This window comes from Pseudomonas sp. Leaf127 (genome assembly GCF_001423155.1).
Taxonomy (GTDB): domain Bacteria; phylum Pseudomonadota; class Gammaproteobacteria; order Pseudomonadales; family Pseudomonadaceae; genus Aquipseudomonas; species Aquipseudomonas ovata.
The window spans coordinates 144,117-162,034 of sequence record NZ_LMOA01000024.1; the positions used below are offsets into that span (position 1 = coordinate 144,117).

20 protein-coding genes and 1 pseudogene are annotated in these 17,918 nt (G+C 60.5%); 15 read left to right on the forward strand and 6 right to left on the reverse strand.

What is annotated here, in order from left to right:
• The first annotated feature begins 91 nt into the window (after positions 1-91).
• Entirely contained in the window at positions 92-1,426 is a 1,335-nt protein-coding gene (locus tag ASF84_RS25350) for a hypothetical protein (RefSeq protein ID WP_156684393.1), read from the forward strand.
• An 11-nt stretch (positions 1,427-1,437) separates the two neighbouring features.
• On the opposite strand, the gene ASF84_RS25355 is transcribed toward ASF84_RS25350, so the two are convergent.
• Positions 1,438-1,890, reverse strand: coding sequence for a flavodoxin (locus tag ASF84_RS25355; RefSeq protein WP_056841653.1), 453 nt, complete (start codon positions 1,888-1,890; stop codon positions 1,438-1,440).
• Between the two features lie 230 nt (positions 1,891-2,120).
• On the opposite strand from ASF84_RS25355, the gene ASF84_RS25360 reads away from it, so the two are divergent.
• From ASF84_RS25360 to ASF84_RS25390, 7 genes are all read left to right on the forward strand, one after another.
• A complete protein-coding gene (locus ASF84_RS25360; RefSeq protein WP_056841654.1) occupies positions 2,121-2,735 on the forward strand; it encodes a hypothetical protein in 615 nt (204 codons plus the stop codon).
• 165 nt (positions 2,736-2,900) lie between these two features.
• Positions 2,901-3,470 carry a hypothetical protein gene (locus ASF84_RS25365; protein WP_056841655.1) on the forward strand — a complete coding sequence of 190 codons (570 nt, stop codon included), beginning with the start codon at positions 2,901-2,903 and terminating at the stop codon, positions 3,468-3,470.
• A gap of 183 nt (positions 3,471-3,653) precedes the next feature.
• A complete protein-coding gene (gene folM / locus ASF84_RS25370; RefSeq protein WP_056841656.1) occupies positions 3,654-4,364 on the forward strand; it encodes a dihydromonapterin reductase in 711 nt (236 codons plus the stop codon).
• A gap of 22 nt (positions 4,365-4,386) precedes the next feature.
• A complete protein-coding gene (gene folE, locus ASF84_RS25375) occupies positions 4,387-4,950 on the forward strand; it encodes a GTP cyclohydrolase I FolE (protein WP_056841657.1) in 564 nt (187 codons plus the stop codon).
• Positions 4,950-5,321, forward strand: a complete 372-nt coding sequence (gene folX / locus ASF84_RS25380) for a dihydroneopterin triphosphate 2'-epimerase (protein ID WP_056841658.1) — start codon at positions 4,950-4,952, stop codon at positions 5,319-5,321. Before folE ends, folX begins: the two co-directional genes overlap by 1 nt.
• Before the next feature lie 46 nt (positions 5,322-5,367).
• Positions 5,368-5,661: a DUF1244 domain-containing protein gene (locus tag ASF84_RS25385; RefSeq protein ID WP_056841659.1), complete on the forward strand. Its 294-nt coding sequence runs from the start codon at positions 5,368-5,370 to the stop codon at positions 5,659-5,661.
• A complete protein-coding gene (locus ASF84_RS25390) occupies positions 5,654-5,992 on the forward strand; it encodes a HopJ type III effector protein (protein WP_056841660.1) in 339 nt (112 codons plus the stop codon). The genes ASF84_RS25385 and ASF84_RS25390 overlap by 8 nt, the downstream gene beginning before the upstream one ends.
• Positions 5,993-6,055: 63 nt before the next feature.
• Here ASF84_RS25390 and trxB read toward each other — a convergent pair whose 3' ends face one another.
• Positions 6,056-7,018, reverse strand: a complete 963-nt coding sequence (trxB, locus tag ASF84_RS25395) for a thioredoxin-disulfide reductase (protein ID WP_056841661.1) — start codon at positions 7,016-7,018, stop codon at positions 6,056-6,058.
• 122 nt (positions 7,019-7,140) lie between these two features.
• Entirely contained in the window at positions 7,141-7,740 is a 600-nt protein-coding gene (locus ASF84_RS25400) for a peroxiredoxin (RefSeq protein WP_056841662.1), read from the reverse strand.
• 262 nt (positions 7,741-8,002) lie between these two features.
• Here ASF84_RS25400 and cysZ point away from each other — a divergent pair, with 262 nt between their 5' ends.
• From cysZ to ASF84_RS25410, 3 genes are all read left to right on the forward strand, one after another.
• Positions 8,003-8,758 carry a sulfate transporter CysZ gene (gene cysZ / locus ASF84_RS25405; protein ID WP_056841663.1) on the forward strand — a complete coding sequence of 252 codons (756 nt, stop codon included), beginning with the start codon at positions 8,003-8,005 and terminating at the stop codon, positions 8,756-8,758.
• Between the two features lie 316 nt (positions 8,759-9,074).
• The gene (locus ASF84_RS29330) at positions 9,075-9,362 is read left to right on the forward strand and encodes a hypothetical protein (RefSeq protein ID WP_156684395.1); all 288 of its coding nucleotides are present in this window, start codon (positions 9,075-9,077) and stop codon (positions 9,360-9,362) included.
• Positions 9,363-9,533: 171 nt separating this feature from the next.
• Positions 9,534-10,736, forward strand: coding sequence for a glycosyltransferase family 4 protein (locus ASF84_RS25410; protein ID WP_056841664.1), 1,203 nt, complete (start codon positions 9,534-9,536; stop codon positions 10,734-10,736).
• Here the strand turns inward: ASF84_RS25410 and ASF84_RS25415 are convergent.
• Positions 10,705-11,187, reverse strand: a complete 483-nt coding sequence (locus ASF84_RS25415; RefSeq protein WP_056841665.1) for a glutathione peroxidase — start codon at positions 11,185-11,187, stop codon at positions 10,705-10,707. The genes ASF84_RS25410 and ASF84_RS25415 overlap by 32 nt on opposite strands.
• Before the next feature lie 122 nt (positions 11,188-11,309).
• On the reverse strand, positions 11,310-11,795 hold the full coding sequence (locus ASF84_RS25420; RefSeq protein ID WP_056841666.1) for an FKBP-type peptidyl-prolyl cis-trans isomerase: 486 nt from the start codon (positions 11,793-11,795) through the stop codon (positions 11,310-11,312).
• A 13-nt stretch (positions 11,796-11,808) separates the two neighbouring features.
• On the opposite strand from ASF84_RS25420, the pseudogene ASF84_RS25425 reads away from it, so the two are divergent.
• The 3 genes and pseudogenes from ASF84_RS25425 (at position 11,809) to ASF84_RS25435 (ending at position 15,248) form a co-directional block, all read left to right on the forward strand.
• Positions 11,809-12,104, forward strand: a pseudogene (locus tag ASF84_RS25425) (DUF3565 domain-containing protein).
• 101 nt (positions 12,105-12,205) lie between these two features.
• Entirely contained in the window at positions 12,206-14,299 is a 2,094-nt protein-coding gene (gene pta, locus ASF84_RS25430; protein WP_056841802.1) for a phosphate acetyltransferase, read from the forward strand.
• Positions 14,300-14,360: 61 nt separating this feature from the next.
• Positions 14,361-15,248, forward strand: a complete 888-nt coding sequence (locus ASF84_RS25435) for an acyltransferase (RefSeq protein ID WP_056841667.1) — start codon at positions 14,361-14,363, stop codon at positions 15,246-15,248.
• Between the two features lie 212 nt (positions 15,249-15,460).
• Here ASF84_RS25435 and ASF84_RS25440 read toward each other — a convergent pair whose 3' ends face one another.
• The gene (locus ASF84_RS25440) at positions 15,461-16,162 is read right to left on the reverse strand and encodes an OmpA family protein (protein ID WP_056841668.1); all 702 of its coding nucleotides are present in this window, start codon (positions 16,160-16,162) and stop codon (positions 15,461-15,463) included.
• Between the two features lie 501 nt (positions 16,163-16,663).
• Here ASF84_RS25440 and ASF84_RS25445 point away from each other — a divergent pair.
• A complete protein-coding gene (locus ASF84_RS25445) occupies positions 16,664-17,842 on the forward strand; it encodes an HD-GYP domain-containing protein (RefSeq protein WP_056841669.1) in 1,179 nt (392 codons plus the stop codon).
• Positions 17,843-17,918 lie beyond the last annotated feature (76 nt).

Genomic DNA, 17,918 nt, shown 5'->3' on the forward strand with positions numbered 1-17,918 from the left:
ACTCCTTGCTCATACCAAGATGGGAGTGCCTTTGGGCCTACATGAATCCTTCAGGTTCCTGGAAGCATTCAATAACGCGGATGAAAAATCCATGATTATTACCAACCGCAATACTCTGCCTGCCCCTGGTCTCTCACAGGTCACACGTCCTCCTGTCGCCAGTCCTTCCGGCACAGAAAAAAACGTTCCTGCCCCTCAAGAATCACTCTCTGCCACAGCACTTCAAATGAGCAAGGCCTCTACTCGCGCCGCCGTCCGTGACACAGCGTTGAGCCTCGATGAGCGGGCTGCATTACTGGAACAACTCACAGGCGACCGCTATCAAGCCAACAAGGCCCGGCATGACGCAGAGCAACCTGCCACTCAAGATATCGGTTTGCTAGCCCGTGCCAGACAGGCCACTGATTTCAGTAATGGTCTGGACAGCAACCCATTCAAAGCCATGCCAGTGGATCAACTGACTCTGATTGCCTTTGATGCCAACAATACCTTTACGGTCAATGAACGCCGGGCGGCCTGGCAGGCGCTCCAGATAGCGAACACCCCGCATCGAACAAGCCTTCTTACAGATGACATGAATCAGGCGGGCCATGACCTCTTGGTCTCACGTCTGTACGACGCACACGAAGGTCCGGTGCGCGATAAGGCGGACGGTTATCTTCTGGAAAACATCAGTCATCCGGACGTCGATTTTCTTACCTTACTGGATCGTCGTCTGATTTCTCATGTATACGCTTACGCTCAGGTACAAGGTGCAGACTTAAGGTATGTCGACGACCTGGCCAGGGATATTGCTGTTTATCGCAGGCATGACAATGGCAGTGTTCTGCGTAACATGAATGATGGTCACAGGTACGATGGTGAGGGCCGACAATTAAGCGTTACCTTCACCGCAGCCCATGCCACCACTGCCCAGCGCGTATTGGGCGGCACGGCGATTAACAGCACGTTGCTGGACAAGGGATTTGTGCGCTTCACTCTTGATCCGGGCTTTCGTCCCTACAGCTATAGCGGTGACCCCGGCTTTCTTGAAGCCATGGTAATGAAATTCTCCGCCGACACTGGCGAAGACTACGCGCTCGACACGCGCTTCAAAACCTATACCCGAGACCCCAAAGTCACAGACAAGATCGTCCACGCTTGCGAGACGATAAGGCTTCAGCCACGTGAGGAGCCTGTGCTCATTAACCGGCAAGGCGTCTGGACGATTACCGCCACCGGCAAAGCCGCAGGCTATGTCATGAACCCTGTCACCGGTATCCCGGAACAGATCGAGAAAACACCCGAAAATACGACCGAACCAAAAGCCTCCAGCAACCCCTTCGAAGGCCTGATCGGCGGCAAACCCGCCAGGCCCCGCCTGCTCACCCTGTTCGACTACCTGTTCATGAAAATGAAAACCCAGGGCCGGGTGCGCAGGCCCTGATTCGGTCAGCCTCAGCCGAGCGCGGCGATGAACCCGGCCAGCCAGGGCTCGGCGTCGGTGTCCGGGGTGACGCTCTCGCTGGCGTCCAGGCGCAGCATGGCCTGCACTTCGTTTATGCCGAGTTCGCCGAACAGTTCGCGCATCAGCGCGCCGCCGCCGCAGAAAGTGTCGTCGTAACTGGAGTCGCCCAGGGCGATCACGCCGCCGGGCAAACCGCGCAGCGCGGCCGGCAGGGTGTCGCGCAACTGGTAGTACAGCGGCTGCAGATTATCGGGCAGCTCGCCCATGCCGGTGGTCGACGTCACCGCCAGCAACGCCTGGGGCTCGAAAGCCAGCAGCTCGGCCTGGGTCAGGCGCGTGTTGAATAACACGTCGTGACCGGCCTTGCGCAGCAGCGCGCCGGCATGCCGGGCGACATCTTCTGCCGAGCCAAAGACAGTGCCGGAAAGGATGGCGATTTTCATTGAGGATTCCCGTGCCAGGCTAAAAATTGAGGCATATTATGCACCATTCGCCTGACCGGCTCGTGCAACAGGATGATCCGCCACGGCAGCGGTGCACATGCCTGTACATCGCGCCCCCTGGGCCGAAGCGCATGTCTTGAAAAATCGCCGTGACAAAATGACCAACGGTTCTAACATGATCGTCATTTCGTGGTCTCTTTCCCATCTTACGGATCGATCCGGGTTTCATCATGCAGCCTGAAACAATTCTGACCCAGGACGAACTGGATTTCATTCTGGGCATGCAGCGTAACCCCCAGTTGAACGTGCGCGACTCGACACGCAACCTGGTCGTCAACGGCGGCATCCAGATCCAGGACCTGCTGGCCCGGCTGGCGGCCAGTGAACAGGTGACGATCCAGGCCCGGTTCAACAATCAGAAAATCAGCTTTCCACTGCAAATGGTGGAGGATGAGTTTCATGCCCAGCGTTTGCAGGTCGGCACGCCCAGCATCTATGAAGAAGGCCCGCAGATTCGTCCCTGGCGCCTGGTGCTGCCCACGCCGATTCCGCTGGAAACCGACGAGGGTGTGCTGACCGCCCTGTGGGTGCATGAGGTGTCGTTCAAGGGCGTCCTGATCGAGTACCGCCGCAAGGGCAACCCGCCACGGCACTTCTCGGCCTGGTTCAATCCGGCAGGCCATCCACCCATCGCCATGCGCGGGCGCCTTGAACGCATGACCGAAAAAGGCATGGCGGCCTATCACCTCAGTGAAAAATACCCCGAAGACAGCGAGCGCCTGCGCCAGTACATGCTGGGCGAACATCGCCGGCTGCACCCGGCCGTGCATACGCTAGTGGGTTGATACAGGCTGTTTCTGGCCGGGCATTTAAATTTTCATGGCTTGTTGCAGGATTTCAGGAATAATCCTTGCTTGCTTCCTGTCCGAAGCTGACACGTTGCCACCACCCCGGCGCCGTGCCTGATGAGTTCCCTACCCGGGAGCCTCATACCGCCATGGAGATACACAATGTCTACCGCTCCTGTCACCTTGCTGGTGGCCCGCCGTGTTGCCCACGGCCGCTATCAGGAACTCCTTGCCTGGCTGCATGAAGGCGAACGCCTTGCCACCGACTTTCCCGGTTATCTGGGCTCGGGTGTATTGGCCCCACCGCCTGGCGATAACGAATTCCAGATGATTTTCCGCTTTGCCGATGCGCACACCTTGCACGCCTGGGAGCATTCGGCTTCACGACGCGCCTGGTTGGTGCGTGGCAATGGCCTGTTCGACCAACCCTCGGAGCATCGTGCCAGCGGCATTGCCGGCTGGTTTGGCGCGGCCGGTTCACGTCCGCCACGCTGGAAGCAGGCGGTGGCCATCTGGCTGGCGTTCTTTCCGGTGTCGCTGCTGTTCAATTTCATCCTGGGGCCGCTCCTCAGCCAACTGGAGCTGATGCCCCGCATCATGTTCAGTACGCTGATTCTCACCCCGTTGATGGTGTACCTGTTCATCCCGCTGTCGACCCGCCTGCTGGCACCCTGGCTGAACGCCACGCCCTCCCTGCCGCGCAATCGTACCGAGCCAGCCTCTCCACGCTGACAGCGCTCATCTGGCCGGTATCGGATCCGATACCGGCAACAGATCTCGGCCCCTCGCTCGACACGCGGTGCCAAGGTTGTACAGCGTTCGGCATTGGTATAACTTTGCCACTGATTGCCGACTTCCTGCACGTATCAGGAAGCTGTTCCCATTTTCCCGCCTGATTGAATTCGTGAACTGTCGATGGCCTCCAGCCCTGCACCGATCCTGATCACCGGCGCCAGCCAGCGCGTCGGCCTGCACTGTGCGCAGCGCCTGCTCGAAGAAGGCCAGCCGGTGATCATCAGTTACCGCACCCTGCGCCCTGGCGTTGAACAACTGCGCGCGGCGGGCGCCATCGCCCTGCCTGCCGACTTTGCCAGCGAAGCCGGGATCATGGCATTTATCGACCAATTGAAAGCGCACACTGACTGCCTGCGCGCCATCGTGCACAACGCCTCTGAATGGTTGGCGGAGACCCCGGGCCATGAAGCAGAAGTCTTTACCCGGATGTTCAGTATCCACATGCTGGCGCCCTATTTGATCAACCTGCACGGTGCCGAACTGCTGCAACGCAGCCAGGTTGCCGACATTGTGCATATCAGCGATGACGTGATCCGCAAGGGCAGCAGCAAACACACCGCCTATTGCGCCAGCAAGGCCGGCCTGGAAAGCCTGACCCTGTCGTTCGCTGCGCGCCTGGCGCCGCGCATCAAGGTCAATGGCATCGCCCCGGCCCTGCTGATGTTCCAACCCGACGACGACGCGGCGTACCGCGCCAAGACCCTGGCCAAGTCGGCACTGGGGATCGAGCCCGGTGCCGAGGTGATCTACCAGAGCCTGCGCTACCTGCTCGACACACCTTATGTGACCGGCACAACCCTGACCGTAAACGGTGGACGGCATCTCAAGTAGGCCGCCCCCGAGGATCCCGATAATGAGCGAATCCCTGCCACAGCAATACCGAGACATTCTCGTGGGTCTGGGTGAAGATCCAGAGCGCGAAGGTCTGCTGGACACCCCCAAGCGCGCTGCCAAGGCCATGCAATACCTGTGTCACGGCTATAAGCAGAGCCTTGATGAAATCGTCAACGGCGCCCTGTTCTCCTCCGACAGCGACGAGATGGTGATCGTCCAGGACATCGAATTGTATTCGCTGTGCGAGCATCACCTGTTGCCGTTCATTGGCAAGGCGCATGTGGCCTATATTCCGACCGGCAAGGTGCTGGGGCTGTCGAAGATCGCCCGGGTGGTCGACATGTTTGCCCGCCGCCTGCAGATCCAGGAGAACCTGACCCGGCAGATCGCCGAGGCCATCCAGGGCGTGACCCAGGCCGCCGGCGTGGCGGTGGTCATCGAAGCCAAGCACATGTGCATGATGATGCGCGGTGTCGAAAAGCAGAATTCGACCATGAACACCTCGGTGATGCTGGGCGCGTTCCGTGAATCGAGCACCACGCGCATGGAATTTCTGCAACTGATCGGACGGAGCAAGGGTTAATGGCCAAGCTTGAACCAGGTACTGCGCGCATTCGGGTCAAGGACCTGCGCCTGCGCACGTTTATCGGCATCAATGAAGACGAGATCCTCAACAAGCAGGATGTGCTGATCAACCTGACGATCTGCTATGCCGCCCAAGAGGCGGTGCGCGATAACGACATCGATCACGCCCTGAACTACCGCACCATCACCAAGGCCATCATCCAGCATGTCGAAGGCAATCGCTTCGCGCTGCTGGAACGCCTGACCCAGGAAGTGCTCGACCTGGTCATGAGCCACACGGCGGTGACCTACGCCGAGGTCGAAGTCGACAAGCCGCATGCCTTGCGCTTCGCCGAGTCGGTGTCGATCACCCTCGCCGCCCAGCGTTGAACCGCTTTATCATGGCAAGCCCCAACGCATCGAGCGAGCATTTGAGATGACCGACCAACAACGCCTGGAACTTGAAGCTGCCGCTTTTCGCCGACTGGTTGCGCACCTGGACAGCCGCAAGGACGTGCAGAACATCGACCTGATGAACCTGTCCGGCTTCTGCCGCAATTGCTTGTCGAAGTGGTACAAGGCCGCCGCCGACGAGCGCCAGATCGACGTCAGCCTCGACGACGCCCGCGAAGTCGTCTACGGCATGCCCTACAACGAGTGGAAATCGCTCTACCAGAAAGAAGCCAGCGCCGAGCAACTGGCCGCCTTCAAGGAACCCAAGCATGACTGACCTGACCACCCTGCGCGCCAGCCTGCGCAGTGGCCAACACGCCTTTGCCGATACCCTGGCCTTTATTGCCCAGGGGTATGCGTACCAACCGCAAGCCTTTCGCAACGGTGAGGTGGATAACGCCGCCGGCCAGAACGAAGGCTCGTGCAAGACCCTGGGCCTGGCCCTGCTTGAAGGCCTGAGCGACGAAGAAGCGCTGCTGGCCTTCGGCGAGCACTACCGCTCGGTTCAGGCCACGCCTGAAGGCCATGACCACGCCAACATTCGTGCCTTGATCAAGCATGGCCTGGCCGGCGTGAAATTCGAGGCTGAGCCGCTGGTGCGCGTGTAAACGCCAAGCCTGACCCAACAAAAAACCGGCCGAGGCCGGTTTTTTGTTGGGCATGGAACGCTATCAGAACGAGGCGTTGGCCAGGCCGTCCAGGTAACGCTCGACGTCCAGGGCCGCCATGCAACCGGCGCCGGCCGAGGTGATGGCCTGGCGGTAGACGTGGTCGGCCACGTCGCCGGCGGCGAACACGCCGTCCACGCTGGTGGCGGTGGCGTTGCCTTCACGGCCACCCTGCACGACCATGTAGCCGTCCTTGAGCGCCAGTTGGCCTTCGAACAGCGTGGTGTTCGGGGTGTGGCCGATGGCGATGAACACGCCGTCGACTTTCAGCTCGTCGCTGCTGCCATCGTTGTTCTTCAGGCGCGCGCCGGTCACGCCCATGTTGTCGCCCAGCACTTCATCGAGCGTGGCATTGAGCTTGAGTTCGATCTTGCCTTCGGCCACGCGGGCATGCAGCTTGTCGATCAGGATCTTCTCGGCGCGGAAGGTCTCGCGGCGGTGCACCAGGGTCACCTTGCTGGCGATGTTGGCCAGGTACAGTGCCTCTTCCACTGCGGTGTTGCCACCGCCAACCACGGCGACCGGCTTGTTGCGGTAGAAGAAACCGTCACAGGTAGCGCACGCCGAAACGCCCTTGCCCATGAACGCCTCTTCCGAGGGCAGGCCCAGGTAACGGGCGCTGGCACCGGTGGCGATGATCAGCGCGTCACAGGTGTAGGTCGCGCTGTCGCCCTTGAGGCTGAACGGCTTGCCGGCCAGGTCCACGGAGTTGATGTGGTCGAAGACGATTTCAGTCTCGAAACGCTCGGCGTGCTCGCGCATGCGCTCCATCAAAGCAGGACCGGTCAGGCCATGGGGGTCGCCCGGCCAGTTGTCGACTTCGGTGGTGGTGGTCAATTGACCGCCTGCCTGCATGCCGGTGATCAGCAGCGGCTTGAGGTTGGCGCGGGCAGCGTAGACCGCCGCACTGTAGCCGGCAGGGCCGGAGCCGAGAATAATCACTCGGGAATGACGTACATCAGACATGACACACTCCTGGCGACCGGCCATTTACGCCGACGTCGCAACGGTTTAGCGGGATGGACCCGCGCAGCCTGTGCGCGGATCGCAAAATGGGGCGGCTGCGGTCGTTACCGCAGCCGCAGGCCTTACAAGGCGGTGGCGTTGGAGGCCAGGTAGTCGGCGACGCCCTGGGCGTCGGCCTTCATGCCTTTCTGGCCCGGACGCCAGCCGGCAGGGCAGACTTCGCCGTGCTCTTCGGTGAACTGCAGCGCTTCGACCAGACGGACCATCTCGTCGACATCACGACCCAGTGGCAGGTTGTTGACCACCTGGTGCTGAACCACACCGGCCTTGTCGATCAGGAACGAGGCACGCAGGGCCACGCCGGCGTCGTGCTCGATGCCATAGGCGCGAGTGATCTCGTGCTTGACGTCGGCAACCATGGTGAATTCGACTTCGCCGATGCCGCCCTTCTCGACCGGCGTGCTGCGCCAGGCGTGGTGGGTGAACTGCGAGTCGATGGACACGCCGACCACTTCAACACCCAGCTCGCGGAACTTGGCGATGCGGTTGTTGTGAGCAATGATTTCCGACGGGCAGACAAAGGTGAAGTCCAGCGGCCAGAAGAACAGCACGACGTATTTGCCGCGCAGCGAAGACAGGGTAAAGCTGTCGACGATCGAACCGTCACCCAGAACAGCGGCGGCATCGAAATCAGGGGCTTGCTTGTTGACCAGTACGCTCATGATGGGCTCCAAATCAGAAGTGGGAAGGCTAGGAGAGGAAAGTGATCGCTAGCCTATCGGGGTGGCGAAGATTAAGGAAATTTCGTTTCACAATCCACCTCATAGACTTCGCCTATGCACAAAACGCCGAAGCATCATTTTACGCCAGGCGCGCAGCAATCGCGAATGGCTATCAACGAGTGGTCAGGGTCATGTGTGTACCCCTTTTACCGCACTGCCAAAGCCGGTAAGGTCAAACGGTCTGCACCTTTCGGAGAGCATAATGCCCGCACCTGCCCTCACCGGCCCGCAATACCTGGTTCAAGGCTTGCAATTGATCATGCGTCCGGGCCTGCGCCTGTTCGTGCTGTTGCCCCTGAGCATCAACCTGCTGCTGTTCAGCGGCCTGGTCTATCTGTCGCTGCACCAGTTCAGTATGTGGGTCGACACCTTCATGCCGACCCTGCCGCACTGGCTGAGCTTTCTCAGCTATATCCTCTGGCCGCTGTTCGTGGTGCTGGTGCTGCTGATGGTGTTCTTCACCTTCACGATGCTGGCCAACATCATTGCTGCGCCGTTCAACGGTTTTCTGTCCGAAAAAGTCGAAGCGGTGGTGCGTGGCATCGACGACTCGCCACCGTTCAGTTGGGCCGAACTGCTGGCCATGATCCCGCGTACCCTGTCGCGTGAACTGCGCAAGCTGGGCTACATGCTGCCGCGGATGATCGCCCTGTTCATCCTGTCGTTCATCCCGGTGGTCAATATCATCGCCGCACCGCTCTGGCTGTTGTTCGGGGTGTGGATGATGGCGATCCAGTACATCGACTACCCGGCCGACAACCACAAGATGAGCTGGCAGGACATGCTCGCCTGGCTGCGCAGCAAGCGCTGGGCCAGCCTGAGCTTCGGCGGTTGCGTGTATGCCGCATTGCTGGTGCCCTTCGTCAATATCTTCATGATGCCGGCGGCGGTGGCCGGGGCCACGCTGTTCTGGGTGCGCGAGCGAGGCGCGCAAGAAGTGGCGGGCGTGCGGGGTTGAATGTTAATAAAGCGGGGAAAGACTTTCTATCTTTACCCCGCACACTTGACAACTAATTGCCATGAAAAGCAGAGTTTAAAGAAATCTCCTACAAACATAAAAGAAACATGCTTTATTCATTTTAAATGCGCACCGGCCATCGATTTCCTCAACCGGTAACACGTTGCCTTTTATCGTATTTAACGCGCGGAAAGCCGGCCAGAAGAATAAGTTTCTCACCCCAGCCATTACGGGCCTTGACGGTCAACCCAGGCCTGATTTCAATTATTGGCATCTCGCTTGCTCTTGCAGTAGAAACAAACCAGAGCGCAATGCCATGAATATCACCACTCTGCCTGCCCCCGCTTCTCGCCTCCCCGCCGCTCTTGAAGCTGCCCCCATTTCCCGTGCAGCCGGTTTCAGCCAGATCCTGAGAAACCTGAACACAACCGAACCTGCCGTTGCCCCCCAACCTGCAGCGGCCACATTGGCACCTTTGCAGTTACAGCGCGGGGAAGTGTTCATTCCCACCATGAGCGCTGAACAACGAACGTCAGCCGTGCAGGCGCCGGACTTTGTGCCTGCACCTGCCGCGCTTGAGACAATCAACCTTCATTGGAAGTAACAAAGCGTTTGTCCCTTGCTCAGACCGGCATGATGTTTAACGTGCACGCCATGCACCTCCACCCGTCATGCCGCCTATCAAAGTAACCTGTTGCGCCAACGCCCCTCTGCGTCACAAACCCATCACAAAACCGCCACGCAACCGCAACCCTTCCTGCCGACACTGGTTTTCATGAGCACATTCCTGCATGTCACCCTGATCACTGAAACCTATGGCCCCGAGATCAATGGCGTCGCCAACACGCTGGGGCGGTTGTGCGATGGGTTACGGCTGCGCGGGCATACGGTGGAGTTGATTCGTCCGCGCCAGGGCAATGAGCCGGCGCCCGAGGCGCCGCAGGATCTGATGCTGTGCCGTGGCTGGCCGATCCCCGGGTATCCGGGCCTGCAATGGGGCCAGGCGTCGATGCACAAGTTGCTGCGACGCTGGCAGCGACGCCGGCCCGATGTGTTGTACATCGCCACCGAGGGGCCCTTGGGACTGTCGGCATTGCGGGCGGCGCGGCGGCTGGGGATTGCGGTCATCAGTGGCTTTCATACCAACTTCCCGCAATACAGCCAGCAGTACGGCATGGGCTTCGTGACGCGTCTGCTGACCCATTACCTGCGCTGGTTTCACAATCGTTCGCGGACCACGCTGGTGCCCAGTGTCAGTCAGAAACTGGAACTGGAGCGCCGCGGCTTCGAGCGCGTCGAGCTGTTGTCGCGAGGGGTGGACAGCCAGTTGTTCACGCCGTCAAAACGCTCCCAGGCCTTGCGTGAACACTGGGGGCTGCACGCGGATGAAATCGCCGTGCTGCATGTTGGCCGGCTGGCATCGGAAAAGAATCTGGGACTGCTTAAAAGCAGCTTCGAAGCGTTGAGCGACAGCTACCCGCAGCATCGTCTGAAATTGATCGTGGTGGGCGACGGGCCCCAGCGGGCCACATTGCAGGCGCAGTTGCCCGAGGCGATCTTTTGCGGGATACAGCGCGGCGAGGTGCTGGCGACCCATTACGCCTCAGGCGACCTGTTTCTGTTTCCCAGCCTGACCGAAACCTTTGGCAACGTGGTACTTGAAGCACTGGCGTCAGGGCTGGCGGTGGTGGCCTACGACGAAGCCGCCGCCGGGCAGCACATCCGTCATGGCCACAACGGTGCGCTGGCCATGCCCGGTGATGAAGAGGCGTTCATCGATGCCGCCCGCTGGCTGCTCGAGGACAGCGAAACCCTGCGCCGGGTGCGGCTCAATGCCAGGCAACACGCCAGCCGCCAGGGCTGGAACAGCATCATCGAGCAGTTCGAGCGGCAGCTGTACGCGGTGTGCCCGCCTGAAAACAACCAACCCGGTACAGCACCGGTTATCAGCCCAGCGCCTTTTCGATCGCCGCAATGATGGCCGGATCATCCGGGGTGGTACGCGGCGAAAACCGGTGGATGACGGCACCATTGCGACCTATCAGGAATTTTTCGAAATTCCAGGTGATATCGCCGGGAAACTCGGCCCCCTCGCCGGCCAGTTGCACATAGAGCTTGTGACGATGCGGGCCATTGACGTCGAGTTTTTCGCCCAGCGGGAAAGTCACGCCGTAATTGAGCTCGCAGAACGACTGGATCTCCTGCTCACTGCCCGGTTCCTGGCCTGCAAACTGATTGCAGGGTAGCCCCAGAATACTGAACCCTCGGTCCTTGTACTGCTTGTACAGGCTTTCAAGTGCTGCGTACTGGGGTGTCAGGCCGCATTTGGATGCAACGTTGACCACCAGCACCACTTTGTCCTTGAGCGGCGCCAATGGCAGTTCCTTGCCATCCAGCCCGTTCAGCTTAATGCCGTGAAAAGCACTCATGTCTCACCCCCTTCAGACCATGGCCGCAAAAAAAGGCGCCCGACAAGCTGCGCATTACGCAGACTCGCCTGGACGCCCTGGCGGTTATTCGAGCCTAGCAGCGGATCGCTGCCGGACACAAATCAATGGTGATGGCCACCTTCGCCATGGACGTGGCCATGGGCAATTTCTTCTTCGCTGGCTTCACGGATCGCCACGACCTTGACCTGGAAGGTCAGGCGCTGGCCGGCCAGGGGATGGTTGCCGTCAATGGTGACATCGTCGCCGTCCAGATCGCGGATGGTCACGATCTGCATGCTGCCATCAGGGCCGGAGGCGTGGAACTGCATGCCGACTTCGAGCTCGTCGACGCCTTCGAACATGCTGCGGCTCAGGGTGCTGACCAGTTCGGCGGAGTACTCGCCGTAGGCATCTTCAGGCTCGATGGAAACGTTCAGCTCATCGCCGATGTCCTTGCCCTCCAGCGCCTTTTCCAGACCCGGGATGATGTTGCCGGCACCGTGCAGGTACACCAGCGGCGCGCCGCCGGACGAGCTGTCGATGACCTCACCAGCATCGTTGGTCAGGGTATAGTCGATGGAGACAGCCTTTTTGGCAGCGATAGGCATGAGGGCAAAACCTTTGCTTGATATGAATGAATGGGCAAGTCTAACCAAGCCATCGCCCGAAAGCGAACGCAACACCGACCGGTGGCCCCTGTGCATGCGACAACCCTGATCGGCTGGCGCCAGGATGAGGACGGCCACTGGGTCGCCGTCCTGGCCTGTGGCCACACCCAGCACCTGCGCCACCAGCCGCCCTGGCAATCGCGCGCCTGGGTGCTGGACCCTGAGCTGCGCCTGAAAAAAATTGGCCAGCCCTTTGATTGCGGATGGTGCGCAAAGGGCATCGATAGCGATAGTCTTGAGCGCAGTTGAGGCGCTGCCACAGACAGCGCCCTGTTTTCAACGGTCAGCCGGTGGCCAGGCGCTGTAGCCGCACCATGCCGACCCTTGCACTGCTCATTTCGGAAGCCCGCATGCAGACTTTTTTCATTGCGCCCACAGATTTTGGTGTGGGCCTGACCTCCATCAGCCTTGGCCTGGTCCGCACCCTGGAACACGCAGGCCTCAAGGTCGGTTTTTTCAAGCCCATCGCCCAGCCCCATCCGGGCGATACCGGTCCTGAGCGCTCGACCGAGCTGATCGCCCGCACCCACGGACTCAAGCCGCCCAAACCACTGGCCCTGGCCCATGTCGAACGCATGCTGGGCGACGGCCAGCTTGACGAGTTGCTCGAAGAAATCATCAGCCTTTACCAGGAAGCGGCGGTGGGCAAGGACGTGCTGATCGTCGAAGGCATGGTGCCCACGCGCAGCGCCAGCTACGCGGCACGGGTCAATCTGCACCTGGCCAAAAGCCTGGATGCCGAGGTCATCCTGGTGTCGGCGCCGGAAAACGAAGTGCTGACCGAGCTGTCAGGACGCGTCGAGCTGCAGGCACAAATGTTTGGCGGTCCCAAGGACCCCAAGGTGCTGGGAGTGATCCTCAACAAGGTGCGCACCGATGAAAGCATGCAGAACTTCGCCGCGCGCCTCAAAGAGCATTCGCCCTTGCTGCGCAGCGGCGACTTCCGCCTGCTGGGCTGCATTCCCTACCAGGCCGACCTCAACGCCCCGCGCACCCGCGATGTGGCCGAGCTGCTGGGGGCCGAGGTACTCAACGCCGGCGATTACGAACAACGGCGCATGTCGAAGATCATCATCTGTGCGCGCACCGTGGTGAACACCGTGCACCTGCTCAAGCCCGGGGTGCTGGTGGTGACGCCGGGTGACCGCGACGACATCATCCTGGCCGTGAGCCTGGCGAGCATGAACGGCGTGCCCCTGGCCGGCCTGCTGCTGACCAGCGAAATCGTGCCGGACCCGCGCATCATGGAGCTGTGCAAGGGCGCCCTGCAGGCCGGCCTGCCGGTCATGGCGGTCACCACCGGCACCTACGACACCGCCAACCGCCTCAATCAACTCAACAAGGAAATTCCGGTCGACGACCGCGAGCGGGCGCAGATCATCACCGACTTCGTGGCCGGGCACCTGGATGCCGACTGGCTGCACCAGCGCTGCGGCACCCCCCGCGAGCTGCGCCTTTCACCCGCGGTCTTCCGCTACCAACTGATCCAGCGCGCCCAGGCCGCCAACAAACGCATCGTGCTGCCCGAAGGCAGCGAACCGCTGATCATCCAGGCCGCCGCCATCTGCCAGGCACGCGGCATTGCCCGCTGTGTCTTGCTGGCCCGGCCCGAAGAGGTTCATGCGGTGGCCAAGGCACAGGACATTGTCCTGCCACCGGGCCTGGAGATCATCGACCCCGACCTGGTGCGCGAACGCTACGTCGCGCCCATGGTCGAGTTGCGCAAGAGCAAGAGCCTCAATGCGCCGATGGCCGAGCAGCAACTGGAAGACCCGGTGGTGATCGGCACCATGATGCTGGCGCTTGATGAAGTCGATGGCCTGGTCTCGGGCCTGGTGCACTCCACGGCCAATACCATTCGCCCGGCCCTGCAACTGATCAAGACCGCACCCGGTTGCCAACTGGTGTCATCGGTGTTTTTCATGCTGTTCCCCGAGCAGGTGCTGATCTACGGCGATTGCATCATGAACCCGCACCCCGATGCGCAGGCACTGGCGGAAATCGCCCTGCAGAGCGCCGACTCCGCGCAGGCCTTCGGCATCGCCCCCCGGGTGGCCATGATCAGCTACTCCAGCAGCCATGCCGACCACAGCGATGAAGAAGTGGAAAAGGTGCGCGAAGCCACCCAGCTGGCACGCGAGGCACGCCGTGGCCTGCTGATCGACGGACCGCTGCAGTACGATGCAGCCGCCAACGAGAATGACGCCCGGCAACTGGCTCCCGACAGCCAGGTGGCCGGCCGCGCCACGGTGTTCGTGTTCCCCGACCTGAACACCGGCAACACCACCTACAAGGCGGTGCAACGCAGTGCCGACTGCGTCACCCTGGGGCCGATGCTGCAGGGCCTGCGCAAGCCGGTAAACGACCTGCCACGCGGCGCACAGGTCGACGACATCGTGCACACCATTGCGCTGACCGCGATTCAGGCCGACACACTGTCCTGATACCCTTGTCGCTGCCGGGCCAAGGCCCGGCACTTTCCATTACCTGGAGTCATTCACCGTCATGGCTTTTTTGCCTGCTCCCTTGCGCGGCGTTATCGCTTCGCTGCTGTTGGCGCTCAACACAGTGGCCTGCTGCATTCCGCTGTTTGTGGTCACCCTGTTCAAGCTGTGCCTGCCCTTCCCCGCCGCCAGGCGCCTGAGCGACTGGCTGATGAGCCACATCCAGGAAACCTGGATCAGCAACAACGGTCTCTGGATCCGTTTGCTGGGCCGCACCCGCTGGCAGGTCAGCGGCCTGGAAAAACTGGACTATCAGCATTCGTACCTGGTGACCAGCAACCACCAGAGCTGGGTCGACATCATCGTCCTGCAATACCTGCTCAACCGCAAAATCCGCCCGCTGAAGTTTTTTCTCAAGCAGGAGCTGATCTGGGTGCCAGTGATCGGCCTGGCCTGGTGGGCACTGGGTTTTCCGTTCATGAAGCGCTACTCCAAGGCCTACCTGGCCAAACACCCGGAAAAGCGCGGCAAGGACCTGGAAACCACGCGGCGTACCTGTGCGCGCTTTCGTGACAACCCGGTGAGCATTTTCAACTTTGCCGAAGGCACGCGCTTCACACCGGCCAAGCATGCCGAGCAGCAGTCGCCCTTTCGCCATTTGCTCAAGCCCAAGGCCGGCGGCATTGCGTTCGTGCTCGATGCGATGGGCGAACAACTGGAGTCGATTGTCAACGTCACGCTGCACTACCCGCAAGGGCGTCCAGGCTTCTGGACCCTGCTGAGCGGCGAACTGAACGAAGTCGTGGCGCACATCGAGGAAATCCGTATCCCGGTGCAGTTCATCGGCAAGAACTACGACCAGGACGAGGCGTACCGCCGGGAATTCCAGCAGTGGATCAATACCCGGTGGGAAGAGAAAGACCAGCTGCTGGACCAGTTGAAGACGTAGAAACGCGCAGCAAACACGAGGCTGGGTAGGAGCGCGCTTGCCGGAATGCCGGACCACCGCGACCGAGTGCGTAGCGCTCGCAGAAATAGATGAAACGCCACAATTTTACGACTGCTAACGCAGCCGGTCGCGGGCAAGCGCGCTCCTACAAGTGGTGGATTTAATATTCGGTAAATCAGTAACTTATCTTGGACTTGATGAGAGCGACAAACTCAGTACTGCTGACCTGGAATCGGCTTGAGGTTGACTTCTACCCGACGGTTTTGCGCACGGCCATTGGCGTCGGCGTTGCTGGCAATGGGCTGGTCGGGGCCTGCGCCGCGCACGGACAGGTGGCTCTGGTCGACGCCCTGCGAGGTCAGGTAAGTGGCCACGCTCTGCGCACGTTGCTGCGACAGGTCCATGTTGTGCTGGCGGCTGCCGGTACTGTCGGTGTAGCCGATGATCTCGATGTTGTTCTGGTTGAACTGACGCAGGGAACCGGCCAGGTTGTTCAGCGGCGTATAGAAGCTGCTGGAGATGGCGGCCGAGTCGGTGGCGAAGGTGATGTTGCCCGGCATGATCAGCTTGATCTGATCGCCCTGACGCTGCACTTCGACACCGGTATTGGCCATCTTGGCGCGCAGTTCAGCTTCCTGGCGGTCAGCGTAGTAGCCATAGCCGGCTGAAGCAGCCCCCACCACGGCAGCGCCGATCAGCGCGCCCTTGCCCCGGTTGTTATGGTCGATGGCGGCACCGGCCACGGCACCGGCCAGCGCCCCCAGGCCTCCGTATTTGGCGGTACGGCTGATGCCTTGTTGCTCGTTATTGCCATAGCCTCCCTGGCCCTGATTGTCATACGGGTTGGGCGAGGCGCAGCCGGCCAGCAAAGCGACGGCTGTGGCCGCAATAATCAGACGGGGCGAGGTCAACATGGGAGGAACTCCTGATTTCAATGAACGCTCATGGCCATTATAGAGCGTCGATAGCGGCAAAAATTCCTTGCCCCGGCGCTGCCCTGTCACGCCCTGCCGAAGAAGTGCCTGTTCAGGCGTCCGGTTTTATGGACAGGACACCTCCAGGCAAATAAGCGTTACGGCTTGCCCGCCACCTTAAAACAGGCCTTGAAAGACCGTAATGAAATATTTTTTAAATCCATTTCCGGCGTCAAAAAAGCGCAAAACCCCAACAACCTGATTTGCCTGAAAAAAGCCCGCACAACAGGTTAATGACGCTTTTTTAATGTCATGCACGATGACAAACGTGCGCCCTATACTGGCCTTACCACATCAGCGCTTCCCTGATGCCGCTCCAGAGGTCGACACCATGCCCAACACTGCCCTCCCGCTCACCGACTGCGTTTTCCCCGCCTCACTCATTACTGGTCTGGCAAGGATTGCCAGCGCACCTTTCGAACAATAAAGCGGTGACCGACCATGCTAAGAAAAATAACGGTTGGCGAGCTTGCCCTGGGCATGCACATTCACAAATTCTGTTGCCCCAAGGGTGATGATCCCTTCTGGATTGCCCATGTCGAATCCGTCTTGCATGACCCTCAGGTCCTGGAGCGCATCCAGCGCTCCGACACCCGTGAAGTCTGGATCGACACCTGCCAGGGCAAGGCGCCCGGCAGTGTCGTCAGCGCCCCGGACCAGGACACCGCGCCCACCAGCCTGGAACAGGAGCTGCACCGTGCACGGCTGATTTGCGGGCGTGCCAAGCAGGCCGTGATGACCATGTTCGGCGAAGCGAAGATGGGGCGGGCCATGGACATGGCCAATGTCGGGCTGATGGTCGAGGAGATTTCCAATTCGATCCTGCGCCACCCGCATGCGCTGATCAGCCTGTCACGCCTGAAAAATTCCGACGAATACACCTACATGCATTCAGTCGCGGTCTGCGCGCTGATGGTGGCCCTGGCCAGGCGCATGAACCTGAATGAAGAGCAGGTGCGTGACGCGGGCGTCGCCGGGCTCATGCACGATGTCGGCAAGATGCTGATGGACCCCGAGATCCTCAACAAGCCCGGACGCCTGACCGACGAGGAGTTCATGGCCATCAAGGCTCATCCCGAAGCCGGGCTGAAGATTCTTCAACAGAACCATCAAGTGATCACGGCCGTGCTGGATGTGTGCCTGCATCACCATGAGAAGTTCGACGGCTCGGGCTACCCGCATGGCCTGGCAGGCGAGCAGATCAGCCTGATGGCACGCATGAGCGCAGTCTGCGATGTCTACGATGCCGTGACCAGCGACCGGCCCTACAAGAAAGCCTGGGAAGCGGCGCAGGCCATTCGCGAAATGGCGTCCTGGAAAGGCCACTTCGATGAGCGGATCTTCCAGCACTTCGTCAAGACCGTGGGCATTTATCCGGTGGGCGCGCTGGTGCGTCTGGAAAGCGAGCGCCTGGCGGTGGTCATGGAGCAGGGCGAACAGTCGCTGCTGATGCCCAAGGTCAAGGTGCTCATGTCAGTGCGCACTCGCAAGCCCATCGAACCGCGGGTCATTCAACTGGGTAAATGCCGGGAAGCCGACAGCATCGTCAGGATTGAATGTCCCGGCGACTGGGGCCTGGATAATGTCAATGAGGCATGGACAGGGGCTACGACGCATTGAGGGTCTCTATTCGACCCGCTCCTCGTCGGTAACCGGTGACCGCACGCAGCACTCGATGAACAGTTCGACAGCGGCA

Excerpts from the sequence above, each read along its gene's own strand:
- ASF84_RS25435 (WP_056841667.1), top strand. The coding sequence starts at position 14,361 with ATGGCTTTTTTGCCTGCTCCCTTGCGCGGCGTTATCGCTTCGCTGCTG.
- ASF84_RS25420 (WP_056841666.1), bottom strand. The coding sequence starts at position 11,795 with ATGCCTATCGCTGCCAAAAAGGCTGTCTCCATCGACTATACCCTGACC.
- ASF84_RS25385 (WP_056841659.1), top strand. The coding sequence starts at position 5,368 with ATGACCGACCAACAACGCCTGGAACTTGAAGCTGCCGCTTTTCGCCGA.
- ASF84_RS25350 (WP_156684393.1), top strand. The coding sequence starts at position 92 with ATGATTATTACCAACCGCAATACTCTGCCTGCCCCTGGTCTCTCACAG.
- ASF84_RS25360 (WP_056841654.1), top strand. The coding sequence starts at position 2,121 with ATGCAGCCTGAAACAATTCTGACCCAGGACGAACTGGATTTCATTCTG.
- folM (WP_056841656.1), top strand. The coding sequence starts at position 3,654 with ATGGCCTCCAGCCCTGCACCGATCCTGATCACCGGCGCCAGCCAGCGC.
- ASF84_RS25355 (WP_056841653.1), bottom strand. The coding sequence starts at position 1,890 with ATGAAAATCGCCATCCTTTCCGGCACTGTCTTTGGCTCGGCAGAAGAT.
- ASF84_RS25440 (WP_056841668.1), bottom strand. The coding sequence starts at position 16,162 with ATGTTGACCTCGCCCCGTCTGATTATTGCGGCCACAGCCGTCGCTTTG.
- ASF84_RS25390 (WP_056841660.1), top strand. The coding sequence starts at position 5,654 with ATGACTGACCTGACCACCCTGCGCGCCAGCCTGCGCAGTGGCCAACAC.
- ASF84_RS25445 (WP_056841669.1), top strand. The coding sequence starts at position 16,664 with ATGCTAAGAAAAATAACGGTTGGCGAGCTTGCCCTGGGCATGCACATT.
- cysZ (WP_056841663.1), top strand. The coding sequence starts at position 8,003 with ATGCCCGCACCTGCCCTCACCGGCCCGCAATACCTGGTTCAAGGCTTG.
- ASF84_RS25400 (WP_056841662.1), bottom strand. The coding sequence starts at position 7,740 with ATGAGCGTACTGGTCAACAAGCAAGCCCCTGATTTCGATGCCGCCGCT.
- folX (WP_056841658.1), top strand. The coding sequence starts at position 4,950 with ATGGCCAAGCTTGAACCAGGTACTGCGCGCATTCGGGTCAAGGACCTG.
- trxB (WP_056841661.1), bottom strand. The coding sequence starts at position 7,018 with ATGTCTGATGTACGTCATTCCCGAGTGATTATTCTCGGCTCCGGCCCT.
- ASF84_RS29330 (WP_156684395.1), top strand. The coding sequence starts at position 9,075 with ATGAATATCACCACTCTGCCTGCCCCCGCTTCTCGCCTCCCCGCCGCT.
- ASF84_RS25415 (WP_056841665.1), bottom strand. The coding sequence starts at position 11,187 with ATGAGTGCTTTTCACGGCATTAAGCTGAACGGGCTGGATGGCAAGGAA.
- ASF84_RS25410 (WP_056841664.1), top strand. The coding sequence starts at position 9,534 with ATGAGCACATTCCTGCATGTCACCCTGATCACTGAAACCTATGGCCCC.
- pta (WP_056841802.1), top strand. The coding sequence starts at position 12,206 with ATGCAGACTTTTTTCATTGCGCCCACAGATTTTGGTGTGGGCCTGACC.
- folE (WP_056841657.1), top strand. The coding sequence starts at position 4,387 with ATGAGCGAATCCCTGCCACAGCAATACCGAGACATTCTCGTGGGTCTG.
- ASF84_RS25365 (WP_056841655.1), top strand. The coding sequence starts at position 2,901 with ATGTCTACCGCTCCTGTCACCTTGCTGGTGGCCCGCCGTGTTGCCCAC.